The following is a 22,591-nucleotide window of genomic DNA, read 5'->3' as shown; positions in this document are numbered from 1 at the left end:
GAAGGTTTCATCTTACTTCTAAAAACGATAAATATAAAACAGATGAAAAAAGTATTATTTATACTTATAGTTTCTATATCCACATTTTCGTGCAAACAAGAAACCAAAGATCCTAATCAGAAATTAAATGTTGTAACAACGACAACTATGATTACCGATCTAGTCAAGAATATAGGTGGAGATCTAATAAATGTAGAAGGACTAATGGGTTCTGGCGTGGATCCACATTTATACAAAGCCAGTGAAGGTGATGTCAATAAAATTGTAAATGCTGATGTAATATTATATAATGGACTTCATCTTGAGGGGAAGTTAGTCGAAGTATTCAAAAAAATGAGTTCTCAGCATATAAAAACCATTGCTATCGGGGAAGTGCTTGACAAAAACGCGCTTATAGGGTCTGACTATTTTGCCTCTAACTATGACCCGCATATTTGGTTTAGTACAAGCAACTGGAAAAAAGTAGCTACCTTTACTATAGAAAAGCTAAAAAAATTAGATCCCAAGAATGCCGATGCCTTTGAGGCAAACGGAAAAGCTTATCTAGAAGAAATCGATTTGCTGGAAACCAGGTTAAGAGCGATTATTAAAACATTACCTAGAAAAAAAAGAGTATTGGTTACAGCTCACGATGCGTTCAGCTATTTTGGAAAAGAATACGATTTTAATGTAGTAGGGCTACAGGGGCTATCGACAGCTACAGAGGCAGGCGTTCAGGACGTACAGAAACTAGCTTCTTTTATTATCGAAAAACAGATAAAAGCAATTTTTGTAGAAACATCTGTCCCCAAACGTACTATCGAAGCTTTACAAGCTGCCGTAAAATCTAAAAATCAAGAAGTTACCATTGGTGGAACGCTATATTCTGATGCCTTGGGTAATCCTGGAACTATAGAAGGTACTTATATTGGAATGTTTGAATATAATGTAAACACTATTGTAAATGCATTAAAATAATGGAACAAAAAATTGCAATCCAAGTAGACGATCTCACTGTTGCCTATAATTACAAACCTGTTTTATGGGATATTGATCTTGCTATTCCAGAAGGAGTTCTAATGGCAATCGTGGGGCCCAATGGTGCTGGAAAATCTACCTTGATAAAATCGATTCTGGATATTATTAAACCAATAGCCGGAAGTATTTCTATATACGGGAAACCATATAAAAAACAACGATCTCTTGTTGCTTATGTTCCGCAAAAAGGAAGCGTAGATTGGGATTTTCCTACTACAGCATTGGATGTCGTGATGATGGGTACTTATGGAAGTCTGGGCTGGATCAGGCGACCAGGTCAAAAACAAAAAAAAGCAGCGCTCGAAGCTTTAGAAAAAGTAGGCATGCTAGCTTTCAAAAGCAGGCAAATCAGTCAACTTTCCGGAGGGCAGCAACAACGTATTTTTTTAGCAAGAGCCTTAGTACAAAATGCTTCTATATATTTCATGGATGAGCCTTTTCAAGGAGTTGATGCCACTACAGAAAAAGCAATTATTAATATCCTCAAGGAATTGAGAAAAGCCGGAAAAACAGTTGTTGTCGTTCATCATGATTTACAAACTGTACCTGAATATTTTGATTGGGTAACTTTCTTGAATGTAAAAAAAATTGCAACTGGACCTGTTAAAGATATTTTTAATGATGACAACCTGACCAAAACTTATGGTATTAATTACAAAGTAAGTGTACAACAGTAAACTACCTCGGAGCATTTAAATCTCGATTATCAAGTAAAACATATGGATATTCAAGAATATATAAAACTTATTTTTACAGACTATACACTGCGCACTATTACATTAGGAACTGCAGTATTAGGAGCAATTTGTGGTATGCTGGGTAGTTTTGCTGTTCTTAGAAAGCAAAGTTTGTTAGGGGATGCCATATCACACGCAGCATTACCTGGTATAGCGATTGCATTCTTAATTACAGGAACTAAAAATAGCAATGCTTTTCTCTTAGGGGCTCTAATTAGTGGTTTAATTGGTAGTTTTTGGATTAGAGGAATTATCAGGACAACACACCTTAAATCTGACACTGCTCTGGGGCTAATTTTATCGTTATTTTTTGGTTTTGGAATGCTTTTATTAACCTATATCCAGAAAATGCCAAATGCTAATCAAGCGGGATTAGAGAATTATCTTTTTGGACAAGCAGCTACACTTTTAGAAAGTGATGTATGGATGATGTCTCTGGTCACTGGTATTTGTCTTATTGTATTATTACTATTTTGGAAAGAACTTAAGCTATCACTATTTGATGCAGATTATGCAAAGACTTTAGGGTTTAACACTAAATTTCTTGACATCCTTATCACGACCTTTATTGTTATTGCTATCGTTTTAGGACTTCAAACAGTTGGTGTGGTGCTGATGAGCGCTATGTTACTTGCTCCGGCGGCGGCGGCAAGACAATGGACCAACAATCTGGCAGTCATGGTTATTCTTGCTGCAATCTTTGGCGCTTTTTCTGGTGTTTTTGGCACAGCAATCAGCGCTAATCATAATAATCTTTCTACGGGACCAGTCATTGTATTGGTTGCTGCGGTATTTGTATTAGTTTCTTTTATATTTTCTCCGGGTCGCGGACTGTTATTTAGAGAAATCCGATTCAGAAAAAACCGAAATGATCTTCAACTACATAAAACACTATCTTTTATGTATAATATTGCTCGAGATCATGAAGACATTTCGCATCCACATGCTATCAAAATATTAAATAATTTTCAGGGATTTACGAAGCGTTCTTTACAAACATTAGAGGATAAAGATTATATAAAAATCCAAGGGAATATGTGGTCAATAACTGCTACAGGATATAAAACTGCTGCTAATTTGTATGACCAATTAACAGATAAAGAGTATGAGTAGTGCACAAATTGAAATACAATTAATTGCGAGCTTGGTTGCCATTACCTGTGCCATTCCCGGAACATTTTTAGTGCTTAGAAAAATGGCACTTATTACGGATGCTATTAGCCATTCTATATTACCAGGGATCGTCATTGGTTTTTTTATTACTCATGATTTATCTTCTCCATTATTAATTCTTCTTGCAGCATTAAGCGGAGTACTTACCGTAGTATTAGTAGAGTTTATTCAGAAAACCGGACTGGTTAAAGAAGATACTGCTATTGGGCTTGTGTTTCCTGCGCTATTCAGCATTGGTGTCATTATGATTGCTCAGCATGCAAATGATGTACATCTGGATATTGATGCTGTACTCTTAGGCGAACTTGCCTTTGCTCCTTTTGATAGATTTATTATAACTGGTACTGATTTGGGGCCAAAATCACTATGGATAATAGGTGCTATACTACTGATGACATTAGGATTGCTTTTGGCATTTTTTAAAGAATTAAAAGTAAGCACTTTTGATGTAGGTCTCGCAGCTGCACTAGGCTTATCACCCGTAATAATGCATTATGGTTTAATGACTGTAGCTTCTATTACCACTGTAGGAGCATTTGATGCTGTAGGTGCGATTTTGGTAATTGCTTTTATGATTGCTCCGGCAGCAACTGCTTATTTACTAACAAATGACCTAAAAAAAATGCTTTTATTAGCCTGTATCTTTGGTGTAATATCGGCTATATCTGGATATTGGGTTGCACATGGATTAGACGCATCTATCTCTGGATCGATGACCTCGGTATTAGGAATTATTTTTCTTTTTGTTTATTTATTTGCACCTAATAAGGGCTTTCTTTCTGTCATATACCGCCGGAGACAGCAGCGTATAGAAGTTTCACTACTTACTTTTCTGTTACACCTGGGAAACCATACTGATGACGAAACAGAACGACACGTACAACACCTTAATGAACATATTAACTGGCAAAAGGTGAAAGCCAAATCTGTTTTGGATTTGGCATTAAAAAATAATATGATTAGTATTGAGAACAATGTGGTATCCTTAACAGAAAAAGGAAAACACTTTACTACAGAAGCTATTAACTATATCGTAACTAATAAAAACTCCGAAATTGAACATATGAAAGATCGATTTTTTCTCTTTCGTGGTTAAAATGTTGAAAATTCAAACTATTCTTATTTTTATATTACCCGACAAACTGTATCTTTAGGATAAAAAGGATATGGATCTAATTTTTAAGACTTATTCCCTTGATTTACTTAAACTTATATTGATTTTTTCTTTTAGTTTTAGTTTTACTCAAAAAAAAGAGGTTCGATTAATTGAAGATCAACAAAAAAAAAGAACCATTATTTATATACAAAATGATTCTGATATTGACAAAAGTGTTTTTCTAAAAATAAACCCTTTGGGATATCGCAGAAGTGCCCATAGACCTATTATAAAAAATATACCTGCCAATAGCAAAGTACAAATGATTGTTCTAATCCCATTAACAGATGCGGTATCTTCTTATACATATGATCTTATCGTTAATGATGAATTAAAAACGATAGATCTAGATCGAAAAAAACAAACTCCAACATCTTCGATTAAATCAGATGCACAGAAAAGAAAGGACTCTAGCCATAAAATTTGAATATCACCAATATCAATACACACCCAAATAACATTAAATCAAAAGTTTAAGCCTTAAAAAATATTAAAAAATCCCTTAAAAATTAAAAAAAACACCCAATTAAATCTTTGAAAATTAGGGTTAAACCGTAAAAATTGCGTATTTCACCGTAATAAAAAACCACTTTATCTAAAAGTATTCAAAACATTTTTTAAGACTATTTTTTCATAGTAATTTTGGACTAAATTCAAGATAATCATTTCATTAAGCCCCAAAATTATGAAAACTTTATTTCTTACAATCGTAGTTTTACTTTCTTTCTCTAGTATAGTCGCACAAGATACTTTTACTACAAGTAATAATAAGTCAAAAATTGAAAATCAAAATCACACCACTAAAATTGATTTTTACAGAGCACTTATTAGTAAAAATAATTTTGACATTAAAATAAAAGCAGGAAGTAATATGAGTTCCAGAAAAACTAAAGCTGATTTTTATAAGGAGTTGATGGAGAAAAATGGATTTATTCCCAATAAAAAGAAAACTACACGATTAGCTACTCTTAACAATGAAATAAAAGAAGGTTCTAGCAAACAAAGTCTTGGGTTATTGCCTTAATGATATTACATCATTTATTTCTTATAATTTTTTCCTCTGTTTTTGGTTTCTTTTACAAACTAAATAAAACTTTTCTATCGATATTCCTTTTTCATCACTCTAACTCTTGTTTTTTTAAGCACTGCCACACCGCACAATCAAATGAAGCCTTTTTGCTCTCACAGGAACATTACTAATCAAACTATTATGATGTTAACCTAAAGTTCGACTATTTAAGTATAGAAGATTAAAAACCGTCAATTCTTTGACGAAGAAAAAGTGTATTGAGAATACTTTTAAACTCAAAAGGCTTGCTTTCTATACAAAATTCTTATCAGAATTTCACTAAAACTCACGCGCTTCGGATTATAATAGAAACTCTAGTTCTTAACTAACGAAGGCCTCTACTGTAAGCTTTCATAGGCATTAAAATAATATTCACCCCAATTCTCAGTAACATTTTCTAGTAAGATTACTTATTCTAATTCTAGTATTTTAAAAACAGAATTGGCATAAAAATCAATAATTCTGTAACAACAGTTATTTATCTACGTTTCTTAATACGCGTATCTTCCAATTAGATCGAGATAAAGAGAACTATGCTAAAATATATAGATGTCTTCTATTTTATTTTTCGAAGGTTTATATCACTAAAAACTTATCGCTATGCTTTTTGCGGTGGAAGCAACTTGGTTTTTGATACTGTCTTATACTTTATTTTCTTTCATTTCATTTTTGATAAACAAAATGTAGATTTATATTTCATAGTGATGAGTCCTCATATCGCTTCTCTATTCTTTGTGTTTCCGATCACCTTTACATCTGGTTTTATCCTTAATAAGTATATTACTTTTAGAGCGTCTAGCGTAGCTACAAAAGTACAATTCATGCGATATTTAATTATTGGATCAGGCGCAATACTACTAAATTACCTACTCATGAAATTGCTAGTTGATTTTTTGAACTTTTATCCTACTCCATCGAGACTAATAACAATTTTCATCACAATCATTTATAGCTATACACTCCAAAATAAGTTTAGTTTTAAAATAGAAAAGCCATAGTTTTTATGAGTGTTCCCTCAGCAACTACAGCTTTATTGTCTTAGAAAATCATATCCCTTATGCCTTAAATAAGTAACTCCATCAATCTTAAATTTTGTTTTGGTTAGTTGGTCAATTTTTACTGTATCCTGACCACTACGTGAAACAAATTGTAGCTGAGTTTCATTATTCACCTTGATTAGAGTAGCAACCGTGGCGCAAGGTTTATATGGTAATATTTCGGTTCTTCTTATTTCTTCAGTAAAAGGTAGTGTATCCCAATCTGTCAAATTTTTGTTTTCTCTAAAATATAACCATAAGATTTCCTTTCCGTTTGGATTATTTTCAGGAATCCAAAATCCATTTAGATTTTCTCTCACATACTCTAGACTAGTCAGGTCAATTTCATAATCATTTTTGACCACAACTAAGTTTTTCTTCAAGTTTGAACAAGCAGAGAAGAGGAGTATCAGTGTGAGTATTTTTAAGAGTACTTTCAAAATTTTATTACTACCTTGATCTGCCATAAAGATGGCACGAAGTATACGGTTTATTAATATTTTAAACCTACGTAACTAAGAATTTATTGTATAGCACAATAATTAATTTATTGAAACAAAAAAAAACACGATCGTTTACATCGTGATTTACACTATATATTTTTAGTCTAAAAATGGCTATTTTATATATCGAACTCGTCTGTTACTTGAATCCTAATGTTTCAAAATTCTCTACGCACATCAAATTCTTCCAGATATTCTTTTACACGTTGTACAAACTGCCCTCCTAACGCTCCATTTACCACTCTATGGTCGTAAGAGTGCGACAAAAACATTTTATATCGTATCCCAATAAAATCTCCATCAGGAGTTTCTATAACAGCCGGAACTTTACGAATTGCACCCAATGCCAAAATAGCTACCTGAGGTTGATTGATTATTGGTGTTCCCATAATACTCCCAAAAGTACCCACATTAGTTACTGTATACGTTCCATCTTGTACATCATCTGGTTTTAGAGCATTATTTCTTGCTCGATTAGCCAAATCATTTACTGCCTTAGTCATACCTACCAGGTTTAACTGATCCGCATTCTTGATTACAGGCACAATTAGATTGCCATCAGCAAGCGCCGCTGCCATACCCAAATTGATATTTTTCTTTTTAATAATGGTATCTCCTGCTACAGAAATATTTATCATCGGAAAATCTCTAATTGCTTTTGCGACTGCTTCCATAAAAATAGGAGTAAAAGTAAGATTCTCTCCTTCTTTCTTCATAAAATCTCCCTTTACCTTTTTTCTCCAGTTCCATATATTGGTTACATCAGCTTCAATAAATGATTGCACGTGAGCGGATGTTTGTACAGAAGCTACCATATGATGAGATATAAGTTTGCCCATTCTGGTCATTTCTATTATCTCGTCTTCTCCTGAGGCAACAGGAATTGCTTTTGGAGTTTCTATTTTTTGAGTAGGAACCACATTAACAGGTACTGTTTCCTCCTTTTTTAATTCAGAACTAATAGAACTCCTTGTAGTACCACCGTTTGTACGTTCTTCTACAAATTGCAGTATATCATTTTTAGTAACTCTACCATCTTTGCCAGTTCCAGATATCCTTTCTAATTCTGTAATAGAAACACCCTCTGCTGCTGCAATATTTTTTACTAATGGCGAATAAAACTTAGTCCCTCCAGAGTAATCATTCATAGCAGATGCTGTAGTTTCGGTAACTGCTGCTATTTGCGTTTCTATGGTTTCAACTGCTGCTGGAGTTGACTCTGCAACTTTTTCTTTTGATTCTTCTGGCTCAGAGGACACTACACCTTCTCCCACTGTTTCTATAATAGCAATAGTTTCACCAACTTTTACAACATCATCTACCTCAAAAAGTTTTTCTATCAATACACCTTCTACCTCAGAAGGAACTTCACTATCTACCTTATCCGTTGCAATTTCTAATACTGCATCGTCCATTTCGATAGTTTCTCCAACTTCTTTTATCCACGTAGTTATGGTTGCCTCTGCAACACTCTCACCCATCTTCGGAAGTTTAAGCTCAAATTTTGCCATATTATTAATCAAAGGTGTTTATATGTTGTCTATTTTGCGAAATTAACAAAATCAATCCTCTTTAGTTAATTTTTGTTTATTAAAATTTATTTAAAAAACGATTACCTCTCCTTTTCCGTCACTAAAATCACTCCCTAAAATATAATTACAGCCCTGAGGCTTAATTTTGAAAGTCATTGTAGGTTTTCTCAACAGCTGCATTGCTTCAATAATTTCTCCAAATGTCATATGATCATTATCAAAGATAAGCTCGTAATATTCAAATCCAAACTTCTTTGCTGATTCTAAAGATATTAGCTTCACTTCTTTTTGTAATCTACCACTCAATAACTTTGCCAGCTGATGATTGTCAGAAACTAAATAATATGCTAATACCGATCGTTTTTCTCTATGATGTTTTTTAAAAGACTGTATGATTGAGGTAACTCCAATCCCTAAGTATACTATTTTATCCAACACCCAATTACTTCTAAAATGTTTACGATAAAACAATCGCATTGCACCATAAAAGCGTTTTATATACTCTGCATTGCGATCTGTGCTCTCTCCTTTATAATGAATCACAGGAACATTCCCTATATAATAGTTCTGTAATCCTTTTTTCTTAATTTTATAAGAGAGATCTATATCTTCTCCATACATAAAATAATCTTCATCAAAACCACCAACGGATTCATAATCTTTTTTCCTGATCAGCATAAAAGCACCCACAAGTATATCTACATCTCCTATCGTTGTTGCTTTTATGTGATCTGCATAATAATTCCTTACCTTTCCCAAACGTATTTTAAAAAGCCTGCTAAAAGATGTCAATGGAGAAGGTATATTACGTTTACTTTCTGGATGAAAAAAACCTACCCCACTAATTAATCTTGGTCCTGCTATACCAAAATTAGGAAGTTTTTCTGAAGTAGTAAGGATTTTCATAAAAGTATCCTCGGACACTACAGTATCTGGATTAAGAATACATATACTTTCTCCTTTTGCCATAGCAACACCTTGATTATTCGCTTTGGCAAAACCAACATTATCAGAATTTGCAATTAACATTATTTCAGGAAAACGATCTCTCATCATCATACAACTATCATCTGAAGAAGCATTATCAACCACGATAATCTCAGCATCCAGGTTTGTGATTGCTTTTTGTACGCTAAGAACACATAATTCCAGAAAATAACGAACATTATAATTGAGGATAATAACAGATAGTTTCAGAAGAAAAGGTTTTTTTTAGATAATATAATTTAACTCATAATTAATTTCGGACAAGCACACAATACACTTTACAATATTAAGAACTCTTTAATGCATTTTCAAACGGAATTCGATTAATAATACTTCTCCCTAATGTAATCTCATCTGCATATTCTAGCTCATCATTTACTCCTATCCCTCTGGCAATAGTAGATGTTTTTATTTCTATTTTATCTAGTTGCTTATAAATATAAAAATTAGTTGTATCTCCTTCCATAGTAGCGCTTAACGCAAAAATAAGCTCTTTAACCAAACCTGATTTCACTCTTTCTACTAAGGTATCAATATAAAGATCTTTAGGGCCAATACCATCCATAGGGCTAATCTTACCTCCAAGTACGTGATACAAACCTCTATATTGATTAGTACTCTCTATTGCCATCACATCTCTTATATCTTCTACCACGCATATTACATCTTGCATTCTATTAGGATTCTGACATATATCACACAAAATTACATCGCTTATACTATGGCATTGTTTACAAAACTTAATATCTTCTCTCAAAGCTCCTAATGCTTTTACCAAATACTGGGTTTGTGTTTCAGGTTGTCTCAATAGGTGTAACACCAAACGCAATGCTGTCCTTTTACCTATTCCAGGTAGCTGAGACATTTGATATACCGCATTTTCCAGTAACTTTGAAGAAAATTCCATAGCGCTACAAATGTAATAGTTTTTGTGTGGATTATTATGGAAGTGAGTGAGTTTTTGAATTCATGGGCTTTATGCTAATTTTTAATTTTAAAAAGTATCGCTTTTTTTCCGTTTTAAAACACAATCCAATTGCAAACTCTATTTAGATTAAACCATTATTAGCAATACTCTTAACACCTCATCGCATACATCCTTTGCTACTCTTATAACTTAAAATCAATTTACTCACAAACTATTTTACTACTTTTACTATAAAAAAAAGAAGCATGTTTGATTCACTTTCTGAAGAAATACAACTGTTATTGCTTATTATAGGAATTGCTATTTTATTCATAATAGTCTTGTGGAATTCTGGAAGGAATAAAAAAAAATTATATCATCGAAAAAACAGAGATTTTAGAAAAAACTACTTAAATAAAAAGAAAGAATAATTTTTCATCTTACTCATGAACTCTTCACGAATACTAGTTTTAGCCAAAAAAATCAGCTTTTGTGCTGTAATAAGGTAATATTTTTTCAGTAAGGCAGTAGTTATGTTTAAAAAAATTAACACAATTCAATTCTCAAAATCAATTTAATATAGCAGCCTACTCCAAAATTTTAATCTATTTTTTAGTATAATAAAAATCTTAGTCTGAAAGCTTCTAACCTTCTACTTTGGCCTATAGTACCAGAAACGTCCCCATTATATGCCCAACCTGATTCCCAGCCTGTTCCCGCTAAATGAGCCTGATACAACACAAAACCTACTCCAGAATCCAGTGATATCTTAATAGCTTCCATTCTTCTACTTTCTCCAGTCGTCCCGGTAATAGAACCATTACAAGACACTCCTTGATTCCATCCAATATTTTGCAAATGAGATTCATAACAAATATTAGTATTGTTCAGAATTAAGTAAAAAGCTTCTAATCTTCTATGCTCTCCGGTAGTTCCAAAAGTATAGTAACTTGGTGTTACATCTACAGAACTATCATTGCCATAAATCCATCCGGTATTTTGTAAATGAACCCCGTAATAAAAGCTAGGATTTGAAGCCTTCACTATATCTACATCAGAAACATCCCCTATATACTTTCCTTTATCATTATAATTCTTCAAAAAAGATACTGCTTCATTGATTTTACCGTTAGATTTTAAATCTTCATAAATAGGTGATATTAGCTCAGGCTCTATTTTATCTATCAAAGATCCATCCACATTCTTTAAATAAAAAGAGGATTCATTTAATTTTTCTTCTAGTATATCTTCCTGACTACAGGATATACTTAATAAACATAAAATTGACAATACAGTTGACAATACAGTTATTCTCTTTATTTGTTTCATAATCTAGTTTAAGTTTTAATAAGTTAAAAACATTATTTTTGAAGTAGGCTGTTATTTTACTAGGGAATACTCCCTGTTAAATATACACATTAAGTGAAGAATAAAAAAACTCATTATCAGGTTAATAAAATGCTTAAACCGTTTAAAAAAAATAGCACATACTAACAAAACCCGACAGTTATAATTCTTACAAGTATTGGATCTTTATGAGAATGTTTGTAGTATTGAAAGTAATAATAACTTTCTTTATCCGTAGTTAAGAGTAAATAAGTTATTTAATCACAAGTACTAAAGATGAAAATATATACAAAAACGGGAGACAAAGGAACTACTGCATTATTTGGAGGCACCCGAGTTCCTAAACACCATATACGAATTGATAGTTATGGAACTGTCGATGAACTAAACTCATATATTGGTTTAATCAGAGATCAACAAATTGATGAATTAAGCAAAAGAGTATTGATCAAGATACAAGACAAATTATTTACCGTAGGAGCAGTATTAGCAACAGATCCTGAGAAAGCAATCCTTAAAAGCGGGCAGAAACGCCTAAATATTCCTACTATTTCTGATCAGGACATTGTATTCTTAGAAAATGAAATAGATCGCATGAATGAATCTTTACCACCTATGACACATTTCGTATTACCTGGAGGGCATCAAACTGTGTCATTCTGTCATATTGCCCGTTGCGTCTGTAGGAGAGCTGAGCGATTAGCGACTTCGTTATATGACGCATCTCCTTTTGAAGAGACCACCTTACAGTACTTAAACCGACTATCTGACTATCTATTTGTACTGGCACGAAAGTTGTCTACAGATTTGCAAGCTGATGAAATAAAATGGATTCCTGAGAAAAATTCATAACATTTCTAAATTGCTTAAAATTAATAATTAGGAAACCCTTAAAAATCACGTTCTTATAATTATTGTTTAAATAATTAATTTTTTACTTGACTTTTTAAACTAAAAAATTATTTTTGCAAAAAAAAATTAAACCAGTAAGCATATGTATTGGACTTTAGAATTAGCATCTTATTTAAGTGATGCACCTTGGCCGGCAACCAAAGATGAGTTAATTGACTATGCAATTCGTACAGGAGCGCCATTAGAAGTTGTAGAAAATTTACAATCTATTGAAGATGAAGGAGACTCGTATGATTCTATAGAAGAAATTTGGCCCGATTATCCTACTGATGAAGATTATCTTTGGAATGAGGATGAATATTAAAAAATAAATAAATAGTATTAAAAGTCTCGCAAGAGGCTTTTTTTTTGCGTAAATTACGCCACTTTTTTATGCTTCCAAAAAGCTAAGAAGTATTGTATAATAGTATCAATGAGGCATTGAGATTACAGTGAATATCAAAAGATTGAAACGAGTATTTGAAAATGCTTCTAAGGGATTTTTTAATTTTATTTTTTTGAAATTAAAATCTCATTAAAAACACACAGCCATAGATTATGGGAATTTTAGATTCTGTACTAAAAGTATTCGTTGGAGATAAATCCAAAAAAGATATAAAAGAAATTCAACCAAAAGTTGAATTGATCAAAAAAGCCGAAAAAAGTATTTCAATACTTTCTAATGATGAACTGCGTGCTAAAACAATCGAATTTAAAAACATTGTTAATGAAGCACGTGCTGAGATCAATACTAAAATTAACCAATTAAAAGAAGAAGCTGATACTATTGAAGATATTGACAGAAAGGAAGATATCTATACCGAGATTGATAAACTTAAAAAAGATGCGTATGATGCTACAGAAAAGACATTGAACGACATCTTACCAGAGGCGTTTGCTGTTATCAAAGAAACCGCAAAACGATTTACAGAGAATACCACCATACGAGTTATTGCTTCTTCCTATGACAGGGAACTTTCTGGTACCAAAGATCATATAACTCTGGATGGAGATCAAGCCATATGGTCAACCAGCTGGGATGCAGCCGGCAAAGAAGTTACGTGGGATATGGTACATTATGATGTACAATTAGTAGGAGGTATTGCACTACACGAAGGAAAAGTAGCAGAAATGCAAACAGGAGAAGGTAAAACATTAGTTGCCACACTTCCCGTATATCTAAATGCTCTTTCGGGAAATGGAGTACATCTGGTTACCGTAAATGATTACTTGGCTCGTCGTGATAGTGAGTGGATGGCACCTATTTTTCAGTTCCACGGATTAACAGTAGACTGTATAGACAATCACAGACCTAACTCTTCTGAACGTAGAGCCGCTTATAATGCAGATATCACCTATGGAACTAATAATGAATTCGGTTTCGACTATCTACGTGATAATATGTCTCACGCACCTGAGGATTTAGTTCAACGTCCGCACAACTATGCTATTATTGATGAAGTAGATTCTGTATTAATTGATGATGCCAGAACACCCTTAATTATCTCTGGTCCTATTCCTAAAGGAGACATCCATGAATTTGATGAATTAAAACCAAAGATTTCAGATATCGTTTCGGTACAACAAAAATATCTTACCACAGTATTTGCAGAAGCCAAAAAACTTATTAAAGAAGGAAATACCAAAGATGGTGGGTTTAAATTACTACAAGTATACCGAGGGATTCCTAAAAACAAGGCCCTGATTAAGTTTTTAAGTGAAGAAGGAGTAAAAATGTTACTTCAGAAGACAGAGAACTTCTATATGCAGGATAATAATCGTGAGATGCATAAGATTGATGCAGATCTCTATTATGTAATTGAAGAAAAAAATAACCAAATTGATCTTACTGACAAAGGTGTAGATTACCTTTCTGGTAAAGACGATCCTGATTTCTTTGTACTACCGCAAATAGGAATGGAAATCGCCAAAATTGAAAAACTAGGTTTATCCAAAGAAGAAGAAGCCGAAAAGAAAGAAGAACTATTTAGAGAATATAGTGTAAAAAGCGAACGCATACACACCTTACGCCAGCTATTAAAAGCTTATTCATTATTCGAGAAAGATGTAGAATACGTAGTGATGGATAACAAGGTGAAAATTGTTGATGAACAGACCGGACGTATTATGGATGGTAGGCGCTATAGTGATGGATTACATCAGGCCATAGAAGCCAAAGAGAATGTCAAGATTGAAGACGCTACCCAAACATTTGCCACCGTAACATTACAGAATTATTTCCGTATGTATGGTAAATTATCAGGGATGACAGGAACTGCAGTTACAGAAGCAGGAGAGCTTTGGGAAATTTACAAACTGGACGTTGTCGAAATACCAACAAACAGACCTATCGCAAGACAAGATAAAGAAGATTTAGTTTACAAAACTAAGCGTGAAAAATACAATGCTGTTATTGAGCAGGTAACCGAACTTTCTAATGCAGGAAGACCCGTTCTAATTGGTACAACTTCTGTAGAAATCTCAGAATTACTCGGTAGAATGCTTACCATAAGAAAAGTACCTCACAATGTACTGAATGCAAAGCTCCATAAAAAGGAAGCTGATATTGTTGCAGAAGCAGGGAATCCCGGAGTAGTAACAATCGCAACCAATATGGCTGGTCGTGGTACAGATATCAAATTAACCGATGCCGTAAAAGCAGCGGGAGGTCTGGCGATTGTAGGTACAGAACGTCACGATTCCCGTCGTGTAGACAGGCAGTTACGAGGTCGTGCTGGTCGTCAGGGAGATCCGGGAAGTTCTCAGTTTTATGTATCGCTAGAAGATAACCTGATGCGTCTATTCGGATCTGAACGTATTGCTAAAATGATGGACAGAATGGGACTAAAAGAAGGAGAAGTAATCCAACATTCTATGATTTCTAAATCCATTGAAAGAGCACAGAAAAAAGTAGAAGAAAACAATTTTGGTGTTCGTAAGCGATTACTTGAGTATGATGATGTAATGAATGCACAGCGTGAAGTGGTATACAAAAGAAGGTACCACGCACTTTTTGGAGAACGTCTGCGTGTAGATATTGCAAACATGATTTATGAAACAGCCGAAGTGATTACCGAAGGAAATAAAGGCTCGGTAGATTTTAAAAACTTTGAATTTGAGCTGATCCGTTATTTCTCTATGAGCAGTCCGGTTACCGAAAGCGATTTTGAAAAGAAAGATATACTTACTATTGCCGGAGAAGTTTATAAAGCTGCATACGAACACTATCAGGATAAAATGAGACGCAATGCAGAAGCGGCATACCCGGTAATCAAACAAGTCTACGAAGATCCGTCAAGTAAATACGAACGCATCTTAGTACCTTTTACAGATGGTGTAAAAAGCTTAAATGTTGCCACCAACCTCGAGAAAGCATATGAAACCGAAGGAAAGCAACTCATTACGGATTTCGAAAAAAATATCACTTTAGCCATTATCGATGATGCCTGGAAAACACATTTACGTAAGATGGATGAGCTAAAACAAAGTGTGCAGCTAGCTGTCCACGAACAAAAAGATCCTTTATTAATTTATAAATTTGAAGCTTTTGAATTATTTAAAGTTATGATCCAGGAGGTAAATAAAGACGTAATATCCTTCCTGTTTAAAGGAGAATTACCTACAGGTGACACACAAGATATTTCTGAAGCACGTCAGGTACGCAAAAAAGAAAACCTGGAAACCTCTAAAGAAGAGATCCCTAATATGGATGAGCGTGCTGCTCAAAACAGAGCTACAGGACAAACACAGCAACAACAGCAACCTGTAACAGAAACCATTGTACGTGAGCAACCAAAAATCGGTCGTAATGATAAGGTAACCATAAAACACGTAATGAGCGGAGAGAATAAAACCCTGAAATACAAACAAGCCATCCCATTAATAGAAAAAGGCGAATGGGTACTTGTGGGGTGAGTAAACTACCTCGAAGCAAGTCAACGAAGACATCTAATAAAGTACCGCGAGGCATTTATAAGAAAAAACAGTTTGATTTCGAGACAAGTCCCATAACATTTAAATCTCGATTATCGAGGAAAGCAAAAAAATAATTACATTAGTAATCAACAAAAACCTGAAGCAACCTTTCAGGTTTTTTTGATCTTTATAGAAAGAATTCATTATGAAAAACACGTCCTTTCTTTTATTCTATGTACTATGCACACTTTCATCCTGTTATTACAATAAGGATGGTGATGATGGACCTGTAATTTCTATTTCTAATCTTAGAGTAAATCATTATCAAAACACTACAATTTCTTCTTCATTTACGATAGGTGATCCGGGAGTTGAGATAACAGTACAAGAAGGGAGTGATATTGGCAGTGACAGAGAATTCCAGGCGTATCCATATCCCATAGAAGGTTTTGAATTTCAGCAAGGTCTTATTCAAGACATCAAAGTAAAAGTTACCGATCTAGAAAACCCTCGCGCTGATGGATCGAGTACAATAGCTACGGTGATAGAATTCATATCCAAAACCTCAGTTTCTCCCGAAACTACATTCAATATAAGATTAACTCAAAAGGAAAATACTGATACCTTTGTAAACTGGGTACATAATGACACTAGCACTTTCTATATCATAAATTCTACGATTTCTATCGATTGCAATAGTCTATGCAACGAATTGGTTACAAAAATTGAAAATCAAGAGGAAGTAACAGGTGTTTTTACCCATGGTGAAGAGAACACCTATATCCTTCAGGAACTTATAACTAAATAATATAATTTAACTATATTTTCAACAACAAATTAGGATCAGGGCAATTTTCTATATAATAGGGCATATCCATCTTATTAGAAACACCAGGATAATCCCCAAAATTTCCTTGCATATCTTTTATGATCTGAAAATGAAGATGTGGCGCATAGTCACCATTCACCGAAGAATCTCCTAAATTACCGATAATAGCACCTCTATCAAATTCCTGACCTATTTTAATAGCATGAATCGATGTTACACTTAGATGACCATACAACGTATAAAAAGAGACACCTCCAATGGTATGTTCCAGAATAATAGTAGGTCCGTAATCTCCAAAATTATTATTATTCTTAAAACTATGGACTTTCCCGTTTAATGGTGCAATAACTGCTGTTGCTGCATTACACCAAATATCCAATCCTAAATGAATAGAGCGCTCAGTCATTGGATCCTGCTGATTAAAATGCATACTTCTGCTATAAATCCCACGTACTTCATGATAACCTCCATAAGCAACTTTTGCCTTATTTACTAATAAATACTGATGTATACACTCCTCAAAAGCCTGAGAAGAAGACACATCTATATTTTCTAATACTGCACTGTTTTTGGACAGATCAATAGCTATATATTCTTTATTAGAAAATTCTGAAGATATTACTGGAACAAAATTTTGAGATAACCCCTCAATATACTTAGAAAATGAATGCATTGTCATTATCTATTATTTTTTTTTGAAATTACTTTATCTATTACAAACCTACTTGTCGAAGTGGTTTAAACTATACATCTTTATCTAAGCCACGCTTAATCACCGTAACCTGAATCAAAAACAATAATGCCAAAAACAATACACCATAGGTGGTCGTTTGATGAAACTTAAACCCTGAAAAAGCAAAATCAATACTATCCGGCTTGAATACAGAAAGACTATATAGATCAAAGATCGAGGTATCACTATCATATAAAAAAGTAAGTGCAGCTATGAATATTATAAACCCAAAACTTAAAACCACCCAGGCGTTTTTAGAAATTAAAGGTTGATACACTTGCGAGTTTTCACCAGAAACAACTACTATTTCTTTCATCACTTTATGCATAAAATCAGCAGATGGAGTATCTACACCTGATTCTTTAATTATTTTTTTAATATCTTCAAATTGCTCTTCCATTATTACTATTTATTTCTGGTAAAATATGGTGTTTTAACATCGAATATAGTTTTTTTCTACTTCGAAACAATTTAATTTTCACATTATCCATTGTCAAACCAACTATTTTTGTGATTTCCTTTATACTTTTCTCTTCAAAATAATACAAGGTTACAATCACAGCTTCGTCTTCCGGAAGCTGCATAATACTATCAGATATGATTTTTTTTCTTTCTTTAGCCTGCAAATTACTTAATGCGTCATTGACTAATCCTACTTCTCCTTCACTTATTTCTTCTATAAGTGTTGTAGACATAACATGTTTCTCTTTCTTGATAGCATCCAAACTTTTGCGATACGCTATTGTATACAACCAGGTAGAAAATTTTGCTTCTCCTCTATAGCTGCTTAATGATTTATAAGCCTTAATGAACGTGTCCTGAGCCACCTCTTCTGCTACTTCTCTATTCCTTACTACACGATACACAACAGTATACACCAAATTCTGATAGCGAGCTACCAAAAAAGAAAAAGCATTAGTTTCACCCGCTAACACCCGAGCAATATAATATTGATCTGATTGATGGTTCATGTAACCATAAGACGACACCATGTTATTACTGGTTACATCTTTATATTAAAAATATAAAAATATTTTTTTCAATATTTTTTGTAACCGGATATAGACACATACCGTCATAATAAAAAAAACGAACAGTATTAATCATTTAAATTAAAAAACATGGGATCAGAAGTAATTATTTTACCTGCCATTTTTGGAGTAATTTTCGGAATCTTTTATTTATTTATTTCATCAAGAAATAGAGAACGAATGGCTTTAATAGAAAAAGGAGCTGATGCTTCTATTTTTTATAGTAGCAAAGAAAAAAGAGTCACTCCTATATGGAAGGTTTTAATATTAAATCTATCATTACTGCTAATGGGAGTTGGGATTGGAATTTTTATTGCAGGAATCCTGCACTACACATTAGGAGTTGAAGAAGAAATAGCATACCCTGGCACTATTTTCTTAATGGCAGGAGTAGGGTTATTTACAGGTTTTACAATGACCAAAAATCTTGAAAAATAAGAACATAATAAAAGACCTATCAAACATATGATAGGTCTTTCCCCTAAATTCTATTTACCCTATATAAATGAATTTTCAATTTTTCTAATTATAAGCTACTGCATATTCTTCTTCTTCAGTTTCAATTTTTTCTACAACTACAGATTGTCCTTTATTATTTTCCAGTACATATTTGCCAACAGGTAGTTGCGATAAATCAACAGTCCCTACTGTTTTTGATAATATATGCACTATATTTTTTAATTCGAATAATTTTATTTTATCACCTTCCTGAAAATCAGTTACCGTAATCAGATCTCCATCTCTAGTAATAAACAATGGATCTTTTTCAGATATATAATAATAGTTTTCTAATTCTTCTTCAACAGTCGTTAGATTAGACGACATTGACTCACTATCAACATCAACCATATAATCCATTCCTAATACTTCTTCTACAACTATCTCAAATTCTGTTTTCTCTATTACAGTAGAACTACCATAATTATTTTCTAATAAATATTTTCCTGATGGTAGTTGACTAAGATCTATCTGACCTCTTGTTTTAGATAAAATATGATCACCTGTTTCTACCTCAAATAACTTTATTTTATCACCTTCCTTAAAATTTACAATTACGATTACCAAACCATCTTTAACTACCTGCAAATTATCACTTTCTGTTCGAGCATTAAGATTTGTGAAGAAAAGTAAGCCGAAAACAAATGCTAAATTTTTCATTATCCAGGTTTTTAAATCGTAATATAATTACGTGATTACCACACAATAATATCGTTAAATTATCATTCCCCGAAAAAAAAACAGAACTTTTAGACAAAATGTTTTTTATTCTCGACAAATAACACGAAAATCTAGTTTTCAGTTGATTTAAAAACATAATTGTCTAATAATCAACATTTTATTTGTATAAAATTAAAATTGCATAGATTAAAAGCATAATAATACGTCAAAACAACTAAAAAAGCAATAAACTCACTTTTACTAATTACAAATAAAATATTAATATTTAATGAATCAGATTTAAAAAAATTAACATTTTATTTAGAATATAATCAGTTCTTCATTATCTAATAAACCCAATTCTTCAACTACTCATTTTTCAGTTATTCTAACATTTTAAAACAACACTATCAATCAATTCAGTAATCATTATTAGTTATTTACACCATTAATCGATATCACATAAACCTCATAATTACAAATAATTACAAGTAAAATACATTTTAGTCTAGAATAAAATACTTGCATCTAATTACCACATTTTCAATTACCCCTTCAAAGTCTCAATAAAACAGACAGCCTTTACTATTAACAACCCTTACTCATATTATCTCAATCAATATTTTATTCTAAACTAAAAATTAAATACTAAAAAAATGTTAATAAATATAAGATTATATAATACATCGGTTTTACATTCTATATAAGAATATTCTTAACACATAGTAATCTAATACTTACATAAGTATAAAAGCTCGAAGAAAAATAAATGTGAGTTCGATTATCTATATAGTAATACGATTTGTGATTAAAAAATTCGTATAAATTCATTGAATTATTTTTTCTTTATGCAAGGCAAAAAAATCAAGCATAGCTATAGCTACGGTTTATTTTTTAAACGAAGTAGAAAGGAGAAAGAAACGATGAATATGCGAAATTTTTAGTTATAAATCGTATAAGATGGAATAGAGAAAAGTTGTACTAAAACTTTATCAAAGTGGATAACATTACTTACATCTAGATATACTAATGCACAGGTAGCAGTACTAGATGAGAGACGATAGATGTAGTGAAAGGTAGTATCGAAGAGAATTAGAACATCTGACAGCGTATTTTCTTATACCCAAAACCACTATATTAGAATAAAGAAAGCTTTACCAAATGAGGTAAAGCTTTTCTATATAATCATGAAGTGGTTTAAACTTCTATTTGAGAGTGTAAATATAACCTTGTCTGAATACTAAATTTTTAATTTATACATTATTCAGATAAGATGACAAAGACAGAACAGCAAGAATTAGAAAAGAAAGCTCTAGAACAGTTTATGACTGGCAAGAGTTTATTTGGCAAAGATGGCGCTTTCGCACCTATGCTAAAGAGTTTTATAGAAAAAGCCTTAGAAGCGGAGATGGAATCTCATTTAAGCGATAGTGAGCGATCAAAAGGTAATAAGCGTAATGGCAAATCTAGAAAGACGATAAAGAGTAATGAAGGGACTTTTGAATTAGAAGTCCCTACAGATCGCCAGAGCAGTTTTGAGCCCTCCTTGGTTAAAAAACGTCAAACAATTTTAGCAGACAACTTATCTGATAAAATCATTGGTTTATACGGTCTAGGGATGGGTTTACGGGACATATCATCTCATATTAAAGAGATATATGATACTGATATCTCCCATACGGTACTAAGTCAGATTACCGATAAGATCATCCCTGATATCAAGGCTTGGCAGAGCCGTCCTTTAGAGTCGATGTACTGCATTGTTTGGTTAGACGCTATGCATTATAAAGTCCGAGTTGATGGTAAAGTAGTGCATAGAGCTCTTTATAATATTTTAGGCATTAATAAGGCAGGATATAAAGAAGTACTAGGAATGTATGTTTCAGAGAGTGAGGGTGCTAATTTTTGGTTGCAAGTACTTACGGATCTTCAAAATAGAGGCTTGCAAGATGTTTTAATTGCCTGTACAGATAATCTCAAAGGATTCACCAATGCTATTGTAAGTGTTTTTCCAAAGGCAATCACTCAGCTTTGTATTGTCCATCAAATTCGTAATTCCCTAAAATATGTAGCCTCTAAGGATCAGAAGGAATTTTTAAAGGATTTAAAAAAGGTATATCGGGCTGTTAACAAAGAAATAGCAGAGGATGAACTTTTGAACTTAGAAGAGAAATGGGGCAGTAAATACCCAGTGGTGATTGATAGTTGGCAAAATAACTGGGAGGAGCTCTCACAGTATTTTGAATTTAGCGCTCCAATCCGAAAAATGATCTATACCACTAATGCGGTAGAAGGCTTTCATCGCCAAGTACGCAAAGTAACAAAAACAAAGGGAGCATTTACCAATGATATGGCATTGCTAAAGCTAGTATACTTAGCCACTAAAAATATTCAGAAGAAATGGACAGCCCCTTTACACAATTGGAGCTTGATTATCCAACAATTATATATTAAATTTGGGGATCGGATAGCACTCGATTTAGCGACCAAGCCCCAGGAGGGCTCTGGAAGCTAGCTTCCAGAGCCCTCCTGGGGCTTAACCCTGAGACAGGGTTATAATTACACTTCC

At 33.1% G+C, this 22,591-nt stretch carries 22 protein-coding genes; 13 read left to right on the top strand and 9 right to left on the bottom strand.

The genetic code is table 11. From position 1 onward, the window contains the following. The first annotated feature begins 42 nt into the window (after positions 1–42). The 7 genes from F0000_RS06455 (at position 43) to F0000_RS28560 (ending at position 6,150) form a co-directional block, all read left to right on the top strand. Positions 43–957, top strand: a complete 915-nt coding sequence (locus F0000_RS06455) for a metal ABC transporter solute-binding protein, Zn/Mn family (RefSeq protein WP_149623896.1) — start codon at positions 43–45, stop codon at positions 955–957. Continuing rightward, positions 957–1,694 (top strand): metal ABC transporter ATP-binding protein, encoded by a 738-nt coding sequence (locus tag F0000_RS06450; RefSeq protein WP_149623895.1) that lies wholly within the window; start codon positions 957–959, stop codon positions 1,692–1,694. Before F0000_RS06455 ends, F0000_RS06450 begins: the two co-directional genes overlap by 1 nt. 42 nt (positions 1,695–1,736) lie before the next feature. Continuing rightward, the gene (locus tag F0000_RS06445; RefSeq protein ID WP_149623894.1) at positions 1,737–2,867 is read left to right on the top strand and encodes a metal ABC transporter permease; all 1,131 of its coding nucleotides are present in this window, start codon (positions 1,737–1,739) and stop codon (positions 2,865–2,867) included. Beyond that, complete coding sequence (locus F0000_RS06440; RefSeq protein ID WP_149623893.1) at positions 2,860–4,023, top strand: metal ABC transporter permease; 1,164 nt, start codon at positions 2,860–2,862, stop codon at positions 4,021–4,023. The genes F0000_RS06445 and F0000_RS06440 overlap by 8 nt, the downstream gene beginning before the upstream one ends. Before the next feature lie 70 nt (positions 4,024–4,093). Further along, positions 4,094–4,510: a hypothetical protein gene (locus F0000_RS06435; RefSeq protein WP_149623892.1), complete on the top strand. Its 417-nt coding sequence runs from the start codon at positions 4,094–4,096 to the stop codon at positions 4,508–4,510. A 258-nt stretch (positions 4,511–4,768) separates the two neighbouring features. Then, entirely contained in the window at positions 4,769–5,107 is a 339-nt protein-coding gene (locus F0000_RS06430; protein WP_149623891.1) for a hypothetical protein, read from the top strand. A 578-nt stretch (positions 5,108–5,685) separates the two neighbouring features. After that, the gene (locus F0000_RS28560; protein WP_149623890.1) at positions 5,686–6,150 is read left to right on the top strand and encodes a GtrA family protein; all 465 of its coding nucleotides are present in this window, start codon (positions 5,686–5,688) and stop codon (positions 6,148–6,150) included. Positions 6,151–6,182: 32 nt separating this feature from the next. On the opposite strand, the gene F0000_RS06420 is transcribed toward F0000_RS28560, so the two are convergent. From F0000_RS06420 to F0000_RS06400, 5 genes are all read right to left on the bottom strand, one after another. After that, a complete protein-coding gene (locus F0000_RS06420; protein ID WP_149623889.1) occupies positions 6,183–6,572 on the bottom strand; it encodes a hypothetical protein in 390 nt (129 codons plus the stop codon). A 278-nt stretch (positions 6,573–6,850) separates the two neighbouring features. Continuing rightward, a complete protein-coding gene (locus F0000_RS06415; RefSeq protein WP_149623888.1) occupies positions 6,851–8,203 on the bottom strand; it encodes a dihydrolipoamide acetyltransferase family protein in 1,353 nt (450 codons plus the stop codon). Between the two features lie 90 nt (positions 8,204–8,293). Further along, the gene (locus tag F0000_RS06410; RefSeq protein ID WP_368668075.1) at positions 8,294–9,403 is read right to left on the bottom strand and encodes a glycosyltransferase family 2 protein; all 1,110 of its coding nucleotides are present in this window, start codon (positions 9,401–9,403) and stop codon (positions 8,294–8,296) included. Between the two features lie 94 nt (positions 9,404–9,497). Next, positions 9,498–10,118, bottom strand: a complete 621-nt coding sequence (gene recR / locus F0000_RS06405) for a recombination mediator RecR (RefSeq protein ID WP_149623886.1) — start codon at positions 10,116–10,118, stop codon at positions 9,498–9,500. Between the two features lie 612 nt (positions 10,119–10,730). Continuing rightward, positions 10,731–11,447 carry an Ig domain-containing protein gene (locus F0000_RS06400; RefSeq protein ID WP_149623885.1) on the bottom strand — a complete coding sequence of 239 codons (717 nt, stop codon included), beginning with the start codon at positions 11,445–11,447 and terminating at the stop codon, positions 10,731–10,733. A 294-nt stretch (positions 11,448–11,741) separates the two neighbouring features. Between F0000_RS06400 and F0000_RS06395 the strand changes: the two genes are divergently transcribed. The 4 genes from F0000_RS06395 (at position 11,742) to F0000_RS06380 (ending at position 17,079) form a co-directional block, all read left to right on the top strand. After that, positions 11,742–12,317, top strand: coding sequence for a cob(I)yrinic acid a,c-diamide adenosyltransferase (locus tag F0000_RS06395; RefSeq protein ID WP_149623884.1), 576 nt, complete (start codon positions 11,742–11,744; stop codon positions 12,315–12,317). Between the two features lie 142 nt (positions 12,318–12,459). Then, positions 12,460–12,681, top strand: coding sequence for a DUF2795 domain-containing protein (locus F0000_RS06390; protein WP_006989959.1), 222 nt, complete (start codon positions 12,460–12,462; stop codon positions 12,679–12,681). Positions 12,682–12,914: 233 nt separating this feature from the next. Further along, entirely contained in the window at positions 12,915–16,271 is a 3,357-nt protein-coding gene (gene secA / locus F0000_RS06385; protein ID WP_149623883.1) for a preprotein translocase subunit SecA, read from the top strand. 205 nt (positions 16,272–16,476) lie between these two features. Beyond that, a complete protein-coding gene (locus F0000_RS06380; RefSeq protein WP_149623882.1) occupies positions 16,477–17,079 on the top strand; it encodes a DUF4377 domain-containing protein in 603 nt (200 codons plus the stop codon). Between the two features lie 10 nt (positions 17,080–17,089). Here F0000_RS06380 and F0000_RS06375 read toward each other — a convergent pair whose 3' ends face one another. From F0000_RS06375 to F0000_RS06365, 3 genes are all read right to left on the bottom strand, one after another. Further along, complete coding sequence (locus F0000_RS06375) at positions 17,090–17,773, bottom strand: peptidoglycan DD-metalloendopeptidase family protein (protein WP_149623964.1); 684 nt, start codon at positions 17,771–17,773, stop codon at positions 17,090–17,092. Between the two features lie 70 nt (positions 17,774–17,843). Further along, entirely contained in the window at positions 17,844–18,233 is a 390-nt protein-coding gene (locus F0000_RS06370) for a hypothetical protein (RefSeq protein ID WP_149623881.1), read from the bottom strand. Further along, entirely contained in the window at positions 18,217–18,825 is a 609-nt protein-coding gene (locus F0000_RS06365) for an RNA polymerase sigma factor (RefSeq protein ID WP_255452652.1), read from the bottom strand. The genes F0000_RS06370 and F0000_RS06365 overlap by 17 nt, the downstream gene beginning before the upstream one ends. A 129-nt stretch (positions 18,826–18,954) precedes the next feature. On the opposite strand from F0000_RS06365, the gene F0000_RS06360 reads away from it, so the two are divergent. Beyond that, on the top strand, positions 18,955–19,302 hold the full coding sequence (locus F0000_RS06360) for a DUF6249 domain-containing protein (RefSeq protein ID WP_149623880.1): 348 nt from the start codon (positions 18,955–18,957) through the stop codon (positions 19,300–19,302). A gap of 84 nt (positions 19,303–19,386) precedes the next feature. On the opposite strand, the gene F0000_RS06355 is transcribed toward F0000_RS06360, so the two are convergent. Then, positions 19,387–20,022, bottom strand: coding sequence for a hypothetical protein (locus F0000_RS06355; protein ID WP_149623879.1), 636 nt, complete (start codon positions 20,020–20,022; stop codon positions 19,387–19,389). A 1,273-nt stretch (positions 20,023–21,295) separates the two neighbouring features. On the opposite strand from F0000_RS06355, the gene F0000_RS06350 reads away from it, so the two are divergent. Continuing rightward, positions 21,296–22,537 (top strand): IS256 family transposase, encoded by a 1,242-nt coding sequence (locus F0000_RS06350; RefSeq protein WP_149623878.1) that lies wholly within the window; start codon positions 21,296–21,298, stop codon positions 22,535–22,537. Positions 22,538–22,591 lie beyond the last annotated feature (54 nt).

The organism is Aquimarina sp. RZ0, from assembly GCF_008370685.1.
In the GTDB taxonomy this organism is placed as follows: Bacteria; Bacteroidota; Bacteroidia; order Flavobacteriales; family Flavobacteriaceae; genus Aquimarina.
This window is presented reverse-complemented; position numbering and strand designations above follow the sequence as displayed.

What these genes read in the sequence shown, in the direction of transcription:
- F0000_RS06360 (WP_149623880.1), top strand. Translation starts at nt 18,955, where the DNA reads ATGGGATCAGAAGTAATTATTTTACCTGCCATTTTTGGAGTAATTTTC.
- F0000_RS06455 (WP_149623896.1), top strand. Translation starts at nt 43, where the DNA reads ATGAAAAAAGTATTATTTATACTTATAGTTTCTATATCCACATTTTCG.
- F0000_RS06435 (WP_149623892.1), top strand. Translation starts at nt 4,094, where the DNA reads ATGGATCTAATTTTTAAGACTTATTCCCTTGATTTACTTAAACTTATA.
- recR (WP_149623886.1), bottom strand. Translation starts at nt 10,118, where the DNA reads ATGGAATTTTCTTCAAAGTTACTGGAAAATGCGGTATATCAAATGTCT.
- F0000_RS06415 (WP_149623888.1), bottom strand. Translation starts at nt 8,203, where the DNA reads ATGGCAAAATTTGAGCTTAAACTTCCGAAGATGGGTGAGAGTGTTGCA.
- F0000_RS06400 (WP_149623885.1), bottom strand. Translation starts at nt 11,447, where the DNA reads ATGAAACAAATAAAGAGAATAACTGTATTGTCAACTGTATTGTCAATT.
- F0000_RS06375 (WP_149623964.1), bottom strand. Translation starts at nt 17,773, where the DNA reads ATGCATTCATTTTCTAAGTATATTGAGGGGTTATCTCAAAATTTTGTT.
- F0000_RS28560 (WP_149623890.1), top strand. Translation starts at nt 5,686, where the DNA reads ATGCTAAAATATATAGATGTCTTCTATTTTATTTTTCGAAGGTTTATA.
- F0000_RS06395 (WP_149623884.1), top strand. Translation starts at nt 11,742, where the DNA reads ATGAAAATATATACAAAAACGGGAGACAAAGGAACTACTGCATTATTT.
- F0000_RS06390 (WP_006989959.1), top strand. Translation starts at nt 12,460, where the DNA reads ATGTATTGGACTTTAGAATTAGCATCTTATTTAAGTGATGCACCTTGG.
- F0000_RS06365 (WP_255452652.1), bottom strand. Translation starts at nt 18,825, where the DNA reads ATGGTGTCGTCTTATGGTTACATGAACCATCAATCAGATCAATATTAT.
- F0000_RS06355 (WP_149623879.1), bottom strand. Translation starts at nt 20,022, where the DNA reads ATGAAAAATTTAGCATTTGTTTTCGGCTTACTTTTCTTCACAAATCTT.
- secA (WP_149623883.1), top strand. Translation starts at nt 12,915, where the DNA reads ATGGGAATTTTAGATTCTGTACTAAAAGTATTCGTTGGAGATAAATCC.
- F0000_RS06350 (WP_149623878.1), top strand. Translation starts at nt 21,296, where the DNA reads ATGACAAAGACAGAACAGCAAGAATTAGAAAAGAAAGCTCTAGAACAG.
- F0000_RS06380 (WP_149623882.1), top strand. Translation starts at nt 16,477, where the DNA reads ATGAAAAACACGTCCTTTCTTTTATTCTATGTACTATGCACACTTTCA.
- F0000_RS06440 (WP_149623893.1), top strand. Translation starts at nt 2,860, where the DNA reads ATGAGTAGTGCACAAATTGAAATACAATTAATTGCGAGCTTGGTTGCC.
- F0000_RS06430 (WP_149623891.1), top strand. Translation starts at nt 4,769, where the DNA reads ATGAAAACTTTATTTCTTACAATCGTAGTTTTACTTTCTTTCTCTAGT.
- F0000_RS06450 (WP_149623895.1), top strand. Translation starts at nt 957, where the DNA reads ATGGAACAAAAAATTGCAATCCAAGTAGACGATCTCACTGTTGCCTAT.
- F0000_RS06445 (WP_149623894.1), top strand. Translation starts at nt 1,737, where the DNA reads ATGGATATTCAAGAATATATAAAACTTATTTTTACAGACTATACACTG.
- F0000_RS06370 (WP_149623881.1), bottom strand. Translation starts at nt 18,233, where the DNA reads ATGGAAGAGCAATTTGAAGATATTAAAAAAATAATTAAAGAATCAGGT.